The 16,242-nt window shown below is 63.1% G+C and carries 15 protein-coding genes and 1 tRNA gene; 11 read left to right on the top strand and 5 right to left on the bottom strand.

Annotated features, from left to right (window positions below; all coding sequences use genetic code 11):
* Positions 1 to 45: 45 nt before the first annotated feature.
* Positions 46 to 705 carry a peroxiredoxin gene (locus EN862_RS18320; RefSeq protein ID WP_127865659.1) on the top strand — a complete coding sequence of 220 codons (660 nt, stop codon included), beginning with the start codon at positions 46 to 48 and terminating at the stop codon, positions 703 to 705.
* 271 nt (positions 706 to 976) lie between these two features.
* Here the strand turns inward: EN862_RS18320 and rpoH are convergent, their stop codons facing one another.
* Together rpoH and EN862_RS18310 are read right to left on the bottom strand one after the other, a co-directional pair.
* Positions 977 to 1,888 carry an RNA polymerase sigma factor RpoH gene (rpoH, locus tag EN862_RS18315; RefSeq protein WP_127865660.1) on the bottom strand — a complete coding sequence of 304 codons (912 nt, stop codon included), beginning with the start codon at positions 1,886 to 1,888 and terminating at the stop codon, positions 977 to 979.
* Between the two features lie 218 nt (positions 1,889 to 2,106).
* Positions 2,107 to 3,171 (bottom strand): RluA family pseudouridine synthase, encoded by a 1,065-nt coding sequence (locus tag EN862_RS18310; RefSeq protein ID WP_127865661.1) that lies wholly within the window; start codon positions 3,169 to 3,171, stop codon positions 2,107 to 2,109.
* A 26-nt stretch (positions 3,172 to 3,197) separates the two neighbouring features.
* Here EN862_RS18310 and EN862_RS18305 point away from each other — a divergent pair, with 26 nt between their 5' ends.
* The 3 genes from EN862_RS18305 to EN862_RS18295 all read left to right on the top strand — a co-directional run bounded on the left by EN862_RS18305 (position 3,198) and on the right by EN862_RS18295 (position 4,167).
* On the top strand, positions 3,198 to 3,581 hold the full coding sequence (locus EN862_RS18305) for a fimbrial protein (RefSeq protein WP_127865662.1): 384 nt from the start codon (positions 3,198 to 3,200) through the stop codon (positions 3,579 to 3,581).
* 11 nt (positions 3,582 to 3,592) lie between these two features.
* Entirely contained in the window at positions 3,593 to 4,006 is a 414-nt protein-coding gene (locus EN862_RS18300) for a VOC family protein (RefSeq protein ID WP_127865663.1), read from the top strand.
* Between the two features lie 86 nt (positions 4,007 to 4,092).
* Positions 4,093 to 4,167 (top strand) — tRNA-Glu (locus tag EN862_RS18295).
* Positions 4,168 to 4,210: 43 nt separating this feature from the next.
* Here the strand turns inward: EN862_RS18295 and EN862_RS18290 are convergent.
* On the bottom strand, positions 4,211 to 4,456 hold the full coding sequence (locus tag EN862_RS18290; protein WP_127865664.1) for a hypothetical protein: 246 nt from the start codon (positions 4,454 to 4,456) through the stop codon (positions 4,211 to 4,213).
* Positions 4,457 to 5,030: 574 nt separating this feature from the next.
* On the opposite strand from EN862_RS18290, the gene EN862_RS18285 reads away from it, so the two are divergent.
* The 4 genes from EN862_RS18285 to EN862_RS18270 all read left to right on the top strand — a co-directional run bounded on the left by EN862_RS18285 (position 5,031) and on the right by EN862_RS18270 (position 8,904).
* The gene (locus EN862_RS18285) at positions 5,031 to 6,572 is read left to right on the top strand and encodes a winged helix-turn-helix domain-containing protein (RefSeq protein ID WP_127865665.1); all 1,542 of its coding nucleotides are present in this window, start codon (positions 5,031 to 5,033) and stop codon (positions 6,570 to 6,572) included.
* 246 nt (positions 6,573 to 6,818) lie between these two features.
* Positions 6,819 to 7,400 (top strand): VOC family protein, encoded by a 582-nt coding sequence (locus EN862_RS18280; RefSeq protein WP_127865666.1) that lies wholly within the window; start codon positions 6,819 to 6,821, stop codon positions 7,398 to 7,400.
* A 23-nt stretch (positions 7,401 to 7,423) separates the two neighbouring features.
* The gene (locus EN862_RS18275; protein WP_127865667.1) at positions 7,424 to 8,284 is read left to right on the top strand and encodes a glutathione S-transferase family protein; all 861 of its coding nucleotides are present in this window, start codon (positions 7,424 to 7,426) and stop codon (positions 8,282 to 8,284) included.
* Positions 8,285 to 8,559: 275 nt separating this feature from the next.
* Positions 8,560 to 8,904 (top strand): hypothetical protein, encoded by a 345-nt coding sequence (locus tag EN862_RS18270; RefSeq protein WP_245489385.1) that lies wholly within the window; start codon positions 8,560 to 8,562, stop codon positions 8,902 to 8,904.
* A 17-nt stretch (positions 8,905 to 8,921) separates the two neighbouring features.
* Here EN862_RS18270 and EN862_RS18265 read toward each other — a convergent pair whose 3' ends face one another.
* Complete coding sequence (locus tag EN862_RS18265) at positions 8,922 to 9,155, bottom strand: hypothetical protein (RefSeq protein WP_127865668.1); 234 nt, start codon at positions 9,153 to 9,155, stop codon at positions 8,922 to 8,924.
* 165 nt (positions 9,156 to 9,320) lie between these two features.
* Positions 9,321 to 9,680, bottom strand: a complete 360-nt coding sequence (locus EN862_RS18260; RefSeq protein ID WP_127865669.1) for a hypothetical protein — start codon at positions 9,678 to 9,680, stop codon at positions 9,321 to 9,323.
* A 206-nt stretch (positions 9,681 to 9,886) separates the two neighbouring features.
* On the opposite strand from EN862_RS18260, the gene EN862_RS18255 reads away from it, so the two are divergent.
* The 3 genes from EN862_RS18255 to pstC all read left to right on the top strand — a co-directional run bounded on the left by EN862_RS18255 (position 9,887) and on the right by pstC (position 16,242).
* Positions 9,887 to 13,642, top strand: coding sequence for a PAS-domain containing protein (locus EN862_RS18255; RefSeq protein WP_245519639.1), 3,756 nt, complete (start codon positions 9,887 to 9,889; stop codon positions 13,640 to 13,642).
* Positions 13,643 to 14,132: 490 nt separating this feature from the next.
* Positions 14,133 to 15,191 (top strand): phosphate ABC transporter substrate-binding protein PstS, encoded by a 1,059-nt coding sequence (pstS, locus tag EN862_RS18250; protein ID WP_127865670.1) that lies wholly within the window; start codon positions 14,133 to 14,135, stop codon positions 15,189 to 15,191.
* 64 nt (positions 15,192 to 15,255) lie between these two features.
* Positions 15,256 to 16,242: a phosphate ABC transporter permease subunit PstC gene (gene pstC, locus EN862_RS18245; RefSeq protein ID WP_127865671.1), complete on the top strand. Its 987-nt coding sequence runs from the start codon at positions 15,256 to 15,258 to the stop codon at positions 16,240 to 16,242.

Raw genomic sequence — 16,242 nt, 5'->3', positions numbered from 1 at the left:
GTCCATGCCGGTCATTGCTTCACAAAAAAGGGTTGGGAGAGCGTCATGAGTCTTCGTATCAACGATGTCGCGCCGGATTTCACCGCCGAGACCACGCAGGGCACCATCAAGTTCCATGACTGGATCGGTGACGGCTGGGCGGTGCTGTTCAGCCATCCAAAGAACTTCACGCCGGTCTGCACCACCGAGCTCGGCACCATGGCCGGTCTCGAGGGCGAGTTCAAAAAGCGCAACGTCAAGATCATCGGCATCTCGGTCGATCCGGTGTCGAGCCACGACAAGTGGCAGGCCGACATCAAGACCGCTACCGGCCATACCGTGCACTATCCGCTGATCGGCGACAAAGACCTTCACGTCGCCAAGCTCTATGAAATGCTGCCGGCCGGCGCTGGCGAAAGCTCGGAAGGCCGCACGCCGGCCGACAACGCCACCGTGCGGTCGGTCTATGTCATCGGCCCGGACAAGAAGATCAAGCTGGTGCTGACCTATCCGATGACCACGGGGCGCAACTTCGACGAGATCCTGCGCGTCATCGATTCCATCCAACTGACCGCCAAGCACCAGGTGGCGACGCCGGCCAACTGGAAGCAGGGCGAGGACGTGATCATCACCGCCGCGGTCTCCAACGAGGATGCGATCAAGCGTTTTGGGGCGTATGAGACGGTGCTGCCTTATCTGCGCAAGACCAAGCAGCCGACGGCGTGAGCCTTTTCCTTCTCCCCGGTCAACGGGGAGAAGGTGCCCGAAGGGCGGATGAGGGGCGGCGCGGCGGTCGGAGGATGAGCGCGCCGGCTCCCGATCCGATTGTTGGAACGATACCTCGCAGCTCGGCGCTGCCCCTCATTGCCCTGCCGGGCATTTCTCCCAGTATAGTGACGGGGAGAAAGGGCTGGTTCGCCGCCTTCGCCAATAAAAAAACGGCGGCGCCAGATCGTGGCGCCGCCGTTTTGTCTTTTGCGTAATGCTTTCGAGCTTATTAAGCCGCCGGCTGCGCTTCGATGGTGCGCAGCGCCTGCATCTGGCGCTTGGCGGCGGCCTTGACCGCGTCCTGCACCTTCTCGAAGGCGCGCACCTCGATCTGGCGCACGCGCTCGCGGCTGATGTCGAACTCGGCCGAGAGCTCTTCCAGCGTCAGCGGCTCTTCGGCGAGGCGGCGCGCCTCGAAGATGCGCCGCTCGCGGTCGTTGAGGACCGACAGAGCGCCCGACAGCATGGAGCGCCGGTTTTCCAGCTCGTCCTGCTCGATCAGCATCTCTTCCTGGCTTTCGTGGTCGTCGACCAGCCAGTCCTGCCATTCGCCGGACTCGCCTTCGCTTGCCCGGATCGGAGCGTTGAGCGAGGCGTCGCCCGACAGGCGGCGGTTCATCGACACCACTTCGGCCTCGGAAACGTTGAGGCGGGTGGCGATCTCGGCGATCTGGTCGGGCTTCAGGTCGCCTTCGTCAAGCGCCTGGATCTTGCCCTTCACCTTGCGCAGGTTGAAGAACAGACGCTTCTGGTTGGCGGTGGTGCCCATCTTGACCAGGCTCCACGAGCGCAGGATGTATTCCTGGATCGAGGCTTTGATCCACCACATGGCATAGGTGGCGAGCCGGAAACCACGCTCCGGTTCGAATTTCTTCACGGCCTGCATGAGGCCGACATTGCCTTCCGAGATCACCTCGCCGATCGGCAGGCCGTAGCCGCGATAGCCCATGGCAATCTTGGCGACGAGCCGCAAATGGCTGGTGACGAGCTTGTGCGCAGCCGTGGTGTCCTGATGCTCGGCGTAGCGTTTCGCGAGCATGTACTCTTCCTGCGGCTGAAGCATCGGAAAGCGGCGGATTTCTTCCAGGTAACGGGCGAGACCGCCTTCACCGGAAACAATACTGGGTAATGATTGGGCCATGATAGCGCCCCCTCTCTCTTTGGAGTGGATGCCCCCGAAACGCGGCGGGCATTCGTCACGGATGCCAAAGGCTCATCCGCGACAACCTGTGTATATAGGAACAAAACCAGAAAAGACAGGCATTTGTTCAACGCTAAACAGTCTGTCACGTTGAAGTGAACAACGCCGGTCAGGTTTTTTGATGGCTGGTTTGCAGCTTGTTTCGTGGCGGGTGAAATTCAAAGTCTCCGGAAGTCGCCGACGAGTTCCTCCATGTCTCCGGGCATCGGCGCTTCGAACCTCATCGTTAAGTGGGTGGTCGGGTGCCGGAATTCAAGGAGCCAGGCGTGCAGGGCCTGCCGGGGAAAGGCTTTGACCTTGGTTTTCAAGGGTGCGGGCAGCCGGTTGGCCTTGGTGCGGAAGGCCTGGCCGTAGTCCGGATCGCCGACAACCGGATGGCCGATATGGGCCATGTGGACGCGGATCTGGTGGGTGCGGCCGGTTTCGAGCCGGCATTCGACCAGGCTTGCGGTGGCAAAGGCCTGCTGTTCCACGCCGAAGCGCTCGACGACGCTGAAATGGGTGACGGCATGACGGGCGTCGTCGCGGCCCTCGGGAACGACCGCGCGGCGCACACGGTCGGCGGCGCGGCCGAGATGGGCGTCGATCGTGCCGGTCGGCCGCTGCGGAATGCCCCAGACCAGCGCCAGGTAGGCGCGTTCGAGATCGCCGGTGCGGCCATGGTCGGCAAAGGCCTCCGACAGGGCCTTGTGGGCGCGGTCGGTCTTGGCCACGACCATGACGCCGCTGGTTTCCTTGTCCAGCCGGTGGACGATACCCGGCCGCCTAACGCCCCCGATGCCGGACAGGGTCTCGCCGCAATGATGGATCAGCGCGTTGACCAGCGTACCGGTCCAGTTGCCCGCGCCGGGATGGACGACCAGTCCCGCCGGCTTGTTGATGACGACCAGCTCGTCGTCCTCGTAGAGGATGTCGAGGGGAATGTCCTCGCCTTGCGGCGCGGCCGGTTCGGGCGCGGGGACCAGGATTTCGATGCGCTCGCCGGCCGTCAGCTTGCGCTTGGCTTCCAGCACCGGCTTGCCGTCGATAGAGACCGCGCCTTGTTTGATCAGCGCCTGTACGCGGCTGCGCGAGAGATCCGGGTCGAGCTGGGCGGCAAGCCACTGGTCGAGGCGCTGGCCGGCGGCGTCGGGGCCGGCTTCCAGCGCGACGGCTTCGCCGGATTCCTCGTCGGCCAATTCGTCCTCTATCAATATCGGGGTCTCTTCGTTATGAGCGCTCATCGAAACCCGTTGCGGATTGTTTAGCCATGGCCCGGCCGATCGCCGAAGAAGATGAGGAAAAGCCGCTCGACCCTGCGGCCGAGAATGTGCGCCGCAAGCTCGTTCGCTTCATGATCGTCAATCTCGGCCTTCTGTTTCTCGCCCTTATGGTGGTGATCGGCGCGCTTGTCTACAAAGCGCGCAACGCGCCTGTTGCCGGATCAGCGCCCGTCGGCGATGTCCAGGTTCCGGTCGGCGCGTCGCTCTCGGGCGACATCGTGCTTCCCGTGGGCGCCAAGGTGATCAGCCAGTCGCTCTCCGGCAACCGCCTGTCGATCGATGCCGAGCTTGCCGACGGCAGCCGGTCGATCTTCGTCTACGACATCGCCGAGCGCCGCGTGATCGGCCAATTCCCAATCCGAAACAAATGAGCCCGAAACAAATGAGCGGCTTTGCCGAACGCCGCAGCGTCGCGACCGTGGCCCTTGTCGTCGGCAGTTACGACGAGGCGATCTCCTGGTATGTCGAGCGGCTCGGCTTCGTGCTCATCGACGATGTCGACCTCGGCGGCGGCAAGCGCTGGGTCACCGTCGCGCCGGCCAACGGCAAGGGCGCACGGCTGCTGCTGGCGGAGGCAGCCGACGAGGAGCAGGCCAGCCGCATCGGCAATCAGACCGGCGGCCGGGTTTTTCTCTTCCTCGAGACCGACGATTTTGCCCGCGACCATCAGGCGATGCTCGCCAGGGGCGTCGAGTTCCGCGAGGCGCCACGCCACGAGGCCTATGGCACGGTGGCGGTGTTTGCCGATCTCTACGGCAATCTCTGGGACCTGATCGAGCCGAAACGGCAGGTCTGACCAGGGCCGTTCGGTAAAGTGGTCCGGGTGCCAGAAACCCCAGTTGCTTTTTCGCGGCCGCCAGCCTATGTAGCCGGTTCTTGAGCGCGCCCATCGTCTAGCGGTCAGGACACCGCCCTCTCACGGCGGGAACAGGGGTTCGATTCCCCTTGGGCGTACCAAGCTTCCAAAAACCGACTTTCGAAGACAATTCCGCAGGGCTGGTCATTCCGCAGCAAGGGAGACGGCGGCTGATTCGGCTGCGGTTCTTTCGCGTGATGCTTGCTCCAACAACCTCGACAGATGCTGGAGGTGCATCGATTGCGCGTCTTCAAGCAATTGCAGGAAGGTGGCCGCCTTGCCCCGGGGCAACCGACGCTGCTTCAGCGCGGCGATGCGCGCGCGCTGGCACTTTATGTGTCGCTCGGCTTGCAGAACGTGCCGTTCCGCCATCTGGATGTCATCAGCCAATGCCATCAACCGCTAAACGGTCACTGCGGGCAGAGAGTTCCGTGGGACAGGCGCCATCTTAAAAACGCAGGTCTCGATTGGACCCTACCCCAGCTACAGCTATCGCGACAATGCAAAGCATGTCCGAGTCGGTCCAGACTGCTGAGCCGTCCGCCGGCCTAGAGGCGCTTTACGAGCAACTTTCCCAACGGATACGATTTGGGACTGCTGCGAAACTTGTCGATGATTTTCACCGGTGAAAGGTCCCAGCAGGACGTTTCACGTTTCCGCCTCGGCAGACACGAGCCTGCGCGTTCGCCAGACCGCTCGACGGACTCCGTATGGTGTCTTTGTTGTTCGACATAAAAGACCATGTAGCGATCGAGCGCGGCACGGAACTCCTCCTCACGTCCGGGAGGGCTTTGAGCCTGCCGTACAGTCGGGGGTTCAGTTGCTACCGTCGGGTAATCGCGGCTCCCAGGCATTCACGCTCTCCTGTGGCTGAGCTGGAGCCAAGATGTCAGGCCGCCTGCAAAACGTATCGAAGCGCGGCCGAATAGTTCCGAAAATCCCCGAAAACACGTAATGTCTCGCAATGCCGGAGCAGCGGCTCGCATTTGGCCCTTTTGTGCTCAACCCCGAGGCGGGAACGCTTCTGAGGCAGGGCCTGCCTGTCGCGATCAGCTACCGGGGGCTGCTGCTCCTGTCGGCGATGGCAAGGAACGCCGGTGAGGTCCTGACCAAGTCCGAACTACTGGACGCCGCCTGGCCTGGGACCGCAGTCGAGGAAAGCAATCTCTCGGTTCAGGTCGCATCCCTGCGGCGCCTTCTCGGCTCCATGGCAGACGGAACAGAGTGGATCGCAACCGTTCCGCGGGTTGGTTACCGTTTCACCGGCGCGATCGAGAGGCTCAACGAGGCGGCAGCCGCGCAAAATTCTGCGGAGCCTGAGCCTTCGATTGCCGTGCTCCCTTTCGTCAACCTGAGCGACGATGCCGAGCAGCAATATTTTGCCGACGGCCTGGCTGAAGATATCATCATGCGGCTGGCGCGGCTGCGGTGGCTTTTCGTCTGCGCCCGCAACTCGTCCTTCAGCTACAGGGACAAAACCATCGACGTGAAACAGGTCGGGCGTGAACTCGGAGTCCGCTACGTGCTGAGCGGCAGTGTTCGCCGCTCGGGTCAGCGGCTCAGGATCAGCGCCGAGGCGAGTGAGACCTCCACTGGGCGCCAAGTATGGACAGAGCGCTACGACGTCCAACTGGCTGATTTCTTCACGCTACAGGATCAGATCGCCGATAGCGTCATCGGTGCCGTCGAACCTAAACTCTATGCGGCAGAGCATCAGCGTTACATCAGCCGGCCTCCCGCCAGCCTGGACGCCTGGGGCTTCGTAATGAAGGCGATGCCTCACATATGGAGCTGGAGCTCAGAAAGCGAACTCGCGGTCGCCGAGCAACTGCTACGCAGGGCCGTAGACGCTGACCCGGACTACCCGCGTGCCAATAGCCTGCTCGCCTGGACGATGGCATCCCGGGTGCTGCTCGGATTGGCGGAGCCGGCCGAGGTTCTTCCGAAAGCGAATGAGATGGCTCAGCGAGCCATTGCGCATGATGCCGACGATCCTTGGACGCATTTCGCCGCCGGTTACGTGCACATGATGGCACGCCGAACGCAGGCTGCCATCACCACACTAACCGATGCGATCACGCTCAATCCAAACCTGGCCATCGCACATGTCATTCTGGGCGCCGCGTACGGCTTTGGTGGAATGCCTGAGGACGGCCTGCATCATCTGGCGATCGCCGAGCGACTTAGCCCGCGCGATTCCACGCAGCAGCCGGGAATTTTGACCGTGACCGGGATGTGTCACTTCGTTGCCCAACGATATGTCGACGCAGCGAGTTTCGAGCGCCGAGCAGTGCAGCTTCGGCCACATTTTGGCGCTGCGTGGCGTACGCTGGCCGCCGCGGCAGGAATGGCAGGGGATCTCGATGAGGCGACACATGCCCTTTCAGAGGTGAAGCGACTCCATCCAAAGCTGTCGGTCCATTGGGTGGAGAAATATTACCCGATGATCCGGGAGCAGGATCGCGCCGCCTATATCGAGGGGTTGCGGACCGCCGGCCTCGAATGATGTACGCGTTTCGAGGAGCGTTGCCTCGCGAGGGGCAATTGCCACGGCGGGAACTAGGGGTTCGATTTCCCCCTCAGCCATACAAGGTCTTTCGGTCCAGGTTCAGATCTAGCGGCACATGTCCCTTCTGGCGTGGTATCGCGGATTGAACTAGCATTACATCATGCTCCTCTGGCCGAAGGCGCCAGGGAATGCGGTTTCGAACTTGCCCGGCGGAAGAGGCGAGCGGAATGCGGGGAGGAACCAATGCGGAAGCTGCAGTCGCAAGGCGTTCATCACATCACGCTGGTCGGCGCCGGACGCCAGACCTCGATCGACTTCTGGGAAGGGGTGCTCGGCATGCCCTTCATCTTCGAGCAGCCCAATCTCGACAAGGCTAGCGAGAGCCATCTCTATTTCGATCCGGGCGACGGTCGCCTGATCACCGTCTTCACCGACGAGAGCCGGACCCCGGTAAAGCGGCGGACGCCGACCGATATCGGCTGCGTCCACCACATCGCCTTCGCGGTGTCGCGGGTCACCTTCCTGCAGGCGGTCGTGCGGCTCGACGAGCGCGGCATCAAGCACAGCGGCGTCAAGGACCGCGGCTTCATGGATTCGATCTATTTCGAGGACCCGCTGGGGCTGCTGATCGAGCTTGCTTCCTACCGTTTCGAGCCGCCGGCCGGCTTCACCCATGCAGACGTGCTGATGGAGGCGCACAAGATTCGCGTGGCGCGCGGCGACTACAATATCGCCGAACTCCATCTGGCCGACGCCATCCAGGCGCTGGTCGAGCGGTCGCGCGAAACCCTGTCGGATGAGCGGACGGCGAAGAATCCATATTGAGCAAGCCACAAGGGGAGGAACAGATGGCAAAGGCTGCAGCGAAGAGCGTGAAGAAACCCACGGCCAAGGCCGCGGCAAAGCCGACGGCGAAGGCTGCGACGGCAAAAGCCGCGCCTAAGGCGACAACTAAAGCCGCACCTAAAGTGACGGCAAAGGCCGCACCTAAAGCCAAGGCCAAACCGGCCAAGAAGCCCGGCATAAAACTCAGCATGCTGAGGCCGAGCGTCAACAACATGACGGTCAGGGTGTTCGCGCGCGCGGCCGGCCTCGATCCCGCCGAGACCGATGCCTGGGGCCATACGCGCTCGCCTGAGTTCCTGGCGCGCAATCCGGCGCATCTGACGCCGATGATCGAGGACAAGCGTCTGCCGCGCGGCGTGCTGTGGGAAAGCTGCGCCATCATGCAGTATCTTGCCAACAAGCACGGGCTGGAGAAGTTCTATCCGAAGGCGCCAGCCAAGCGGGCGATGATCGACAGCGCCATGTTCTATCTGATCGGCACGCTTTATCCTTATGTCGCGCGCGCCACCTATCCGGCGCTCGGCTTCCCGCAATATGCCGGCGAGGTCGGCCACAGCGACGCCCATCCCGACAAGAAATCGGAAGCGCAGAAGGCGGCGATGGCCGCGATCGCCGAGCCGCTCGAGGTGTTTCACTCATTCTTCCGCAACGGCAAACCGTTCATCGGCGGCAACCACCCGTCGATCGCCGATATAAGGCTGGGGGCAACGCTCGAATTCCTGGCGGTCGTCGACTACCCACTGCCCAAATGGGCGCAGGAGTACATGGCGGCGCTGGAGAAGAAGCTCGGCAAGGCCTATGCGGAACCGGCCGGCGACGTGCGCGGCTACATCGCGCATGTGAAATCGCAGGCGAGAGCCTAGCGGCGGTTAAGGTTTCGTTTACCCAAGGCCTGTCTACTGATCTCAGTCCTCGCAGCGACCACGGATGTACTGGCGCGATGGCGAGGCAAGGGAAAGGTCGGCTCCGTGCCGGCCTTTTGCTTTTTTGCGGACATCGCCGAAATCATGACAGTATGATTGCACCATCGACGGGTGGACTGAAAGCCTATTGTCATCCTCGTCATGGATCGTACGATGCCGTCAGGGCAGAGCGACGGCGACGAGGACCTGCGATGAACACGGCAAGATTTCTGATGATGGCGGGCGCGCTGTCGGTTGTGCCCTTTCCAGCGGGCGCCACCGCACCGCTCAACGGCATGAACGAGGTCGGCGCCGCCCTGCTCGCCTGCTGGACGCCGCCGGCCAATTCCGACAATTCCTCGGTCACGCTCAGCTTCAGCTTCAAGCGCGACGGCACGCTGATCGGGCCGCCTAAAACAACCGCCATTCATGTCGCCGGCGACGACAAGGCGCGCAAGGCCTATGTCGATGCGGCGATAAAGGCGCTGAATGATTGCCTGCCGCTCAGCCTTTCGCCGGCGCTGGCGCAAGGCATTCCCGGCAACGTCTTCACGCTGCAGTTCAACTCGCCGAAGAAATGAGCGGCAGGCTCACCGTTTCAGGTGAGGCCGTGCACGCCTGACCTGGCACGCCTGAGTTGGGCATGTTTTTCCAACTCCGGCATCTCGAAGACATAGTCGCTCCAGGCCGAGTCCGGGATCTGCCCGGCCATGTAACAATCCAGCAGAAGGTTCTGTTCCGGGGTAAGGGGCCTCGGCGCCGGCTCATGATCCAACCCAAGCGAATGGATCAGGTTCCTGGTCAGGCCAGAGACAGTGAAGTGAATCGACATCTTCAGTCTCCTGGGTGCAGCGCGGATCGCATCAGTGCCAGAAAACGTCCACCACCGGTCGAAGGTTTCATCAGCAATCCGTGATCGCGACGGCGGCTCGGTTTCTTACGCCGGCGGTTGTTCGGCGCTGTCCGGCCGGCACTGGGTCCACGGAATGAAGGAACGTTATTCGCAGATGACGCGATAGCGCTTGCCGTCTTCCCCGACATTCCTGCAGGTGAGGGGGCTCTGCTCGCCGGCTGCCGGGTCGGGCAAATCCTGGCCGAAGGACGGCTTCGCCGAAGCGGGTCTGGAATGGCGCCGGACGGTCGGGCTCGCCGGCAGGCTTGCCGGCGCGCTCGGCGGCGGGGGAAACACATTCGACACGATCTGCCGCGAGACGGCCGTTCCCGGCGGCGCCTCGTCCCAGACACGCCTGACATCCATCCGGCTTGGAACGATCACCGTGCCGTCGTCGCTTCGCGTGCAGGCGCCCGCTGCAAGCAGCGCCGGGCACAGGACGAAAGCGGCGATTCGACTGAACATTAGCAACACCTCAGCCGCTTTATAATGTGTCGTTGCCCCAATCGCCAACAGGCGGATTACCGCAACCGGCGCCACGATCCTGGTTCTCTCAACGGCATCGAAAGGCAGCCGGGTTGCACTCATTATGGTTAGCGGATCGTTAATGCTTGTCGGGCACATTCCGCCGACGAACCGCGAAGCGGGGTTCGGCTGGGGGTGGCAACAGCATGGCGGACGTGGACAAGACGAGTGGGACGGGCGGCATGCGCAACCCCCTCGGCGCAACGGTTGGGCATGACGACGACACGCCCGTCGGCGAAGGCGGCGAACAGCATCTTGCCGATCTCGAACGCACGATGGACGCCATGCGTATGGGCGTCGTGCTTCTGGACGCCCGGCTCGACACGCTGATCATCAATAAAGCCTACCGGGAGTTGTCCAAGATCCCCGAGGGGGCGGTGACTGTCGGCGCGCCGTTCAGCCGCCTGATGGATCTCAATCGCCGCAACGGCATCTATGGCGAGATCGAAGAACAGGAGTGGCAGCGCTACCTGGTCAGCCGAATCGCGGAAATTCGTGCCGGTTCCGTCGCGCCGCGCGAGTTCGTCCATGCCGACGGCCGCACGATGATATTCTCGGTGACGGCGTTGTCCGGCGGCAAACGCCTGTTGACCTACTATGACGTCACCGAGGTCAAGCGCCGAGACGCCGAGATCGAAAGAGCCAATGCCAGGACGGCCGAGACGTTCAGCAATCTCAGCCTGATGGTAAATTCGATGCCGATCGGCGTCATCGTTGTCGATGCCGAAATGCGCGTCGAGGTGATCAACCGGGCCTTCTACGACTTCTGGAAGATCGATCCGCTGCGCGCTCCGGCCGGCACCTCTTTTCGCGACCTCATGGAAGCCACTCGTGCTGCCGATCCGTTCGGCGGCGAGGAGCGGAACTGGCAAAGCCATGTGGCCGAGCGGGAAGCCGAAATCCGGGCCGGCGCCGCAGGCTCCAGACAGTTGCCGCGCAGCGACGGCCGCACGCTGATCGCCTCGCTGGCGCCGCTTCCGGGCGGCAAGCGGCTGATCTCCTATGTCGACATCACCGACATGAAGCAGCGCGAGACCGAGGCCGAGGACGCGCGCAGGAACCTCGCCACCGTTCTGGAATCGCTGCCGGCTGGCGTCATCATCTACGACCGCGACGACCGCTTCGTCTTCGCCAACCGCAAGCTGCAGGACACGCTGCCGGCGCTGAAGCCGGCCTGGCAGCCGGGCTGCATGTTTCGCGAAGCATTGGTTCTCGGTCATTCGGTCGGCTATTTCCGCTCGAGCGGCGACACCCAGATCGACAGTCTGTACGGCGTCGACACCGAGCGCTGGCTTGACGCAATGCTCAAGCGGTACCGTTTGCCAAATTCCGCCTACGAGCGCCTCAACGCCGACGGGCGCTGGTACCAGGTCTATGACATGCGCACCGATGACGGGACGTTCATCGGCGTGCGCGTCGATATCACCGACATCAAGGTCCGCGAGAAGGCGCTGCGCGACTCCATGCGCCAGATCGACCTCTACCGGCACGTGATGGACGAGCTGCCGGTGGCGGCCTTCATCAAGGCCGACGATCTCAGCATGGAATTCGTCAACAAGGCCTGGAGCGCGCTGACCGGGTTCGACAAGGACGAGGTGCTCGGCAAGACGGATCGCGAGCTTTTCGCGTCGGAAGAAGCCGACGGCTTCAGCAGCGACGATACCGAAGTCGTGTCGACCGGTCTGGGGCGCGAGGTCGAGGAGGCTGTCACCCATCGCGACGGCACGGTGCGGCAGCTGATGACGCGTAAGAGCCGGCTGGTGGCGACCGACGGCTCGGTGCATCTGGTCGGCTCCAGCACCGACATCACCGAGGTCAAAGCGCGCGAGCAGGCGCTTCGGCAAAGCATGAGCGAGAACGAGGTGTTCCGCAGCCTCATCGACAATGTGCCGGTGTCGATCTACGCCAAGCGCTCGGACCTCAGGCAATTCTACGTTAACCAGGGCTGGTGCGATCTCACCGGCTTCAGCAGGGAAAAGGCGATCGGCAAGACCGATGTCGAGATATTCGGAGCGGATGGCGAAGCCTTCGTGGCCGGCGACCTTGCAGTGCTGCGCACCGGTGAGACGCAGGAGATCGAAGAGACGGTGACGCTGCCGGACGGCAGCGTCCGGCACCAGTTCGCCCGCAAGGGCGCGATGATAGCCTCCGACGGCTCGCTCTATCTCATCGGCTCCACCACCGACATCACCGAGCTCAAGCAGCGCGAGGCCGAGCTCAGCGAAGCGCGCCGGCGCGCCGTGCTCGCCGACCGCGCCAAGTCGGAATTCCTCGCCAATATGAGCCACGAAATCCGCACGCCGATGAACGGGGTCCTTGGAATGGCGGAACTGCTGGCAAAGTCGGACCTCGATCCGAAGCAGAAGACGTTCACCGACATCATCGTCAAATCCGGCAACGCGCTGCTCACCATCATCAACGACATCCTCGATTTCTCCAAGATCGACGCCGGCCAGCTGGTGCTCGATCCGGCGCCCTTCAACCTCGCCGAGGCGATCGAGGATGTGGCGACGCTGGTCTCGACGCGCGCCAAGGAGAAGGATCTCGAGCTCATCGTCCGCGTCCAGCCGGGGCTCGACGGCGAGTTTGTCGGCGATGTCGGCCGCATCCGGCAGATCGTCACCAACCTGCTCGGCAATTCCGTGAAATTCACCGATGAGGGCCACGTCCTGGTCGACGTGACGGGCGAGCGGGTTCCGGCGGGAACGAAGCTCACCATTTCCGTGACAGATACCGGCATCGGCATTCCCGAGGACAAGCTGAAGCTGGTGTTCGAAAAATTCAGCCAGGTCGACACCTCCTCGACCAGGCGGCATGAAGGCACCGGCCTCGGCCTCGCCATCACCTCGCGGCTGGTCGAGATGATGGGCGGCGAGATCGGCGTCGACAGCGCGGAGGGCAAGGGTTCGACGTTCTGGTTCACCGTCACGCTGCCCAGGGCCGAGCAGGGCGCGCAGCGCATCACGCCGGTCGACGTCACCGGCGCGCGCGTGCTCATCGTCGACGACAATGGCGTCAACCGCTCGATCCTGAGCGAGCAGATGGCATCGTGGACGTTCGATGCCTGCGCGGCCGAAAGCGGCGCCGAAGGGTTGAAGGTGCTGATTGCCGCCGCGGCCTATGGCGTGCCGGTCGATTGCATCGTGCTCGACTACCAGATGCCCGGCATGACCGGCGCCGAGATGGCGCGCATCGTGCGCAACACGGCGGGTCTGGCGCATACGCCCATCATCATGCTGACCTCGGTCGACCAATCGCTCGCCAATACGGCCTATCGCGACCTTGGCATCGATGCGCAGCTGATCAAGCCGGCGCGCTCCTCCGTCCTTCTGGAGACGCTGGTGGCAACCATCCAGCGCCATCGCCACAGCAGCGCCGTGGTGCAACCCGCCGTTGGCGGCAGCCCACCGCAAGCCGCGCCGGCGCAGACGGCGGCGTCGGACCGCGCCATGCTGCAGCCACCGCCCGTGCGTGCGCGCCCACGCCCGGCCGAAGCCGAGCGCGAGCTCGACATCCTCGTCGCCGAGGACAACGAGGTGAACCAGATGGTGTTCACCCAGATCCTTGGCGAGACCGGCTACCGCTTCGAGATCGTCGGCAACGGCCGCAAGGCGCTCGATGCCTTCGGCAAGCTCAATCCGCGCATGATCCTGATGGACGTGTCGATGCCGGAAATGAACGGGTTGGAGGCGACAGGCGCCATTCGCAAGCTCGAGGAGGACACGGGCACGCATGTGCCGATCGTGGGCGTCACGGCGCATGCGCTGAAGGGCGATCGCGAACGCTGCCTCGAGGCCGGCATGGACGATTACCTGCCGAAGCCGATCAGCCCGCGGGCGCTGCTGGAGAAGCTCGAGCGCTGGCTGGGTTCGGACATCGAGACCCGGCGCAACGCGGGTTAGAGCGAATTTAGCCGGCAGGCGGGCGCAAGGCGTTGACGCATGCGTATGGTGCGATCGCACCATACCAAAGCAAAAGCCAAGCTTGGACAATGTGTCATTGATTCCGCTCCTCGGTTACGGGCGGGAGCAAGCGACCGCCAACAAGAAACAGTGTCGACTCTACCCCAACGGACCTGTTTTCGGCGATGGCCAGGCCATGATCCGCTCTGGCGTGCAGGCAACGCGCTCTCGTCCGGATTTTATTTCCCGGCGGCCACCATATGGCCGCCGGGATAATTTTTGATTCAAAAGTCAGACAAGTTGCTGATTCCCGCGGCAAACTTCGGCCGGTCCTTCGGGGCCTCCGCCGACCTCTCCAGACATCCTCGTCCAGACGTTACCGGGCTGACACGAAACTGTCATGCGACTGTAATAATCGAGGGCTATTGCGCTCACCGGGCGCCGATAGAACGGGTGCCGAAAGACCATCTTCCGAACAGGAGCAGGCCACATGAGACATTTCATCCGCTCGGCGGCCGTTGCGATTGCAATGGCTGCGGCATCTACCTTTAGCATCGCCGCCGCGATGGCTGCCGACATTTCCGGCGCCGGCGCCACCTTCCCCTATCCGATCTATGCGAAGTGGGCCGACGCCTACAAGAAGGAGACCGGCATCGGTCTCAACTACCAGTCGATCGGCTCCGGCGGCGGCATCAAGCAGATCAAGGCCAAGACGGTGACCTTCGGCGCTTCCGACGCGCCGCTGAAGGGAGACGAACTCGACAGCACCGGCCTCGCGCAGTTCCCGATGGTGATGGGCGGCATCGTTCCGGTCGTCAACCTCGAAGGCGTCAAGCCCGGCGAACTGGTGCTCGACGGCCCGACGCTGGCCGATATCTTCCTCGGCAAGATCACGAGCTGGGATGACCCGGCGATCAAGAAGCTCAACCCCGACGTCAAGCTGCCTTCGCAGGCGATCGCCGTGGTTCACCGTTCAGACGGTTCGGGCACCACCTTCAACTTCACCTACTATCTCGGCGACGTCAGCGCCGACTGGAAGTCGAAGGTCGGCGTCGACAAGGCTGTGGAATGGCCTGTCGGTATCGGCGCCAAGGGCAATGAGGGCGTCGCCAACAACGTCTCGCAGACCGGCGGCGCGATCGGCTATGTCGAATATGCCTATGCCAAGCAGAACAAGCTCACCTATACCGACCTGGTCAACAAGGACGGCAAGAAGGTCGAGCCGACCGCTGCGGCGTTCTCGGCTGCGGCGGCCAGTGCCGACTGGAGCTCGCAGCCGGGCTACGGCGTGATCCTGGCCAACCAGGCCGGCGCCGAAACCTGGCCGATGACGTCGGCCACCTGGATCCTCGTCTACAAGAAGCCCGACGACGCGGCGGCTACGACCGAAGCGCTCAAGTTCTTCGCCTGGTCCTACGCCAAGGGCGACGACATGGCCGCCGAGCTGGACTATGTTCCGATGCCCGGCGCGGTGGTGAAGAGCGTCGAGGAAATGTGGGGCAAGGACATCGTCGACGCGAACGGCAAGCCGCTCTATTCCGGCATGTAATTCTGACGAACAAGGGAGGGCGCTTCCGGCGCCCTCCTGTCTCTTTCGAAATGCGAGGGGCTAGATGAGTGCCGCTTCCGAAGCCGTGACCGCGTCCTCCATGCGCACCAGAGAAGCGACGGTGCGCCGCTTCGCCCTCACCGATACGATCTTCCGCTCCGCCACGCGTCTTTCCGCCATCCTCGTGCTGGTTATTCTCGGCGGCGTCGCCATCTCGTTGTTTGCCGGCTCATGGCAGGCGCTGTCGAAGTTTGGTTTTTCTTTCCTGACGACCGAGGCCTGGAACCCGGTCACTGAGAATTTCGGCGCCCTGGCGCCCATCTATGGCACGCTCGTCACGTCGGCCATCGCCATTCTTATCGCCGTGCCGATCGGCATCGGCATCGCCGTCTTCCTGACCGAGTTGTGCCCGCGCCCGCTGAGGCGCCCGATCGGCATCGCGGTCGAATTGCTCGCCGGCATTCCCTCGATCATCTATGGCATCTGGGGCCTGTTCGTCTTCGCGCCGTTCCTGCAGACGACGATCCAGCCCTTCATCATCTGGGTCTTCAAAGGCATCCCCGGCCTCAACAGCCTGTTTGCCGGCCCGCCCTACGGCATCGGCCTGCTGACCTCCTCGCTGATTCTCGCCATCATGGTGCTGCCCTTCATCACCTCGATCACCAAGGACGTGTTCGACACGGTGCCCGCCGTGCTGAAGGAATCGGCCTACGGCATCGGCTGCACGACCTGGGAAGTGACGCGGCGCGTGGTCATCCCGTATACCCGTGTCGGCATCATGGGCGGCGTGATGCTCGGCCTCGGCCGCGCGCTCGGCGAGACCATGGCCGTCACCTTCGTCATCGGCAATGCGCACCGCATCAGCGCCTCGCTGTTCGCGCCCGGCACCACGATCTCGGCAACCATCGCCAACGAATTCACCGAGGCCGACGGCGAGCTCTACACCTCCTCGCTGGTGGCGCTCGGCCTGATCCTGTTCATCATCACCTTCGTCATCCTTGCCATCGCACGCTACATGCTGCTGCGTATCGATCGCCGTGCGGGAGCCTGA

Source organism: Mesorhizobium sp. M2E.F.Ca.ET.219.01.1.1 (genome assembly GCF_004016445.2).
Lineage (GTDB): Bacteria > Pseudomonadota > Alphaproteobacteria > Rhizobiales > Rhizobiaceae > Mesorhizobium.
Note: the sequence above shows the minus strand (reverse complement) of the source record. Positions and strands in the feature narration are given on the sequence as shown.

Bases quoted from the DNA above. Each gene is read 5' to 3' on its own strand.
- EN862_RS18320 (WP_127865659.1), top strand. From the start codon at position 46: ATGAGTCTTCGTATCAACGATGTCGCGCCGGATTTCACCGCCGAGACC.
- rpoH (WP_127865660.1), bottom strand. From the start codon at position 1,888: ATGGCCCAATCATTACCCAGTATTGTTTCCGGTGAAGGCGGTCTCGCC.
- EN862_RS18310 (WP_127865661.1), bottom strand. From the start codon at position 3,171: ATGAGCGCTCATAACGAAGAGACCCCGATATTGATAGAGGACGAATTG.
- EN862_RS18305 (WP_127865662.1), top strand. From the start codon at position 3,198: ATGGCCCGGCCGATCGCCGAAGAAGATGAGGAAAAGCCGCTCGACCCT.
- EN862_RS18300 (WP_127865663.1), top strand. From the start codon at position 3,593: ATGAGCGGCTTTGCCGAACGCCGCAGCGTCGCGACCGTGGCCCTTGTC.
- EN862_RS18285 (WP_127865665.1), top strand. From the start codon at position 5,031: ATGCCGGAGCAGCGGCTCGCATTTGGCCCTTTTGTGCTCAACCCCGAG.
- EN862_RS18280 (WP_127865666.1), top strand. From the start codon at position 6,819: ATGCGGAAGCTGCAGTCGCAAGGCGTTCATCACATCACGCTGGTCGGC.
- EN862_RS18275 (WP_127865667.1), top strand. From the start codon at position 7,424: ATGGCAAAGGCTGCAGCGAAGAGCGTGAAGAAACCCACGGCCAAGGCC.
- EN862_RS18270 (WP_245489385.1), top strand. From the start codon at position 8,560: ATGGCGGGCGCGCTGTCGGTTGTGCCCTTTCCAGCGGGCGCCACCGCA.
- EN862_RS18265 (WP_127865668.1), bottom strand. From the start codon at position 9,155: ATGTCGATTCACTTCACTGTCTCTGGCCTGACCAGGAACCTGATCCAT.
- EN862_RS18260 (WP_127865669.1), bottom strand. From the start codon at position 9,680: ATGTTCAGTCGAATCGCCGCTTTCGTCCTGTGCCCGGCGCTGCTTGCA.
- EN862_RS18255 (WP_245519639.1), top strand. From the start codon at position 9,887: ATGGCGGACGTGGACAAGACGAGTGGGACGGGCGGCATGCGCAACCCC.
- pstS (WP_127865670.1), top strand. From the start codon at position 14,133: ATGAGACATTTCATCCGCTCGGCGGCCGTTGCGATTGCAATGGCTGCG.
- pstC (WP_127865671.1), top strand. From the start codon at position 15,256: ATGAGTGCCGCTTCCGAAGCCGTGACCGCGTCCTCCATGCGCACCAGA.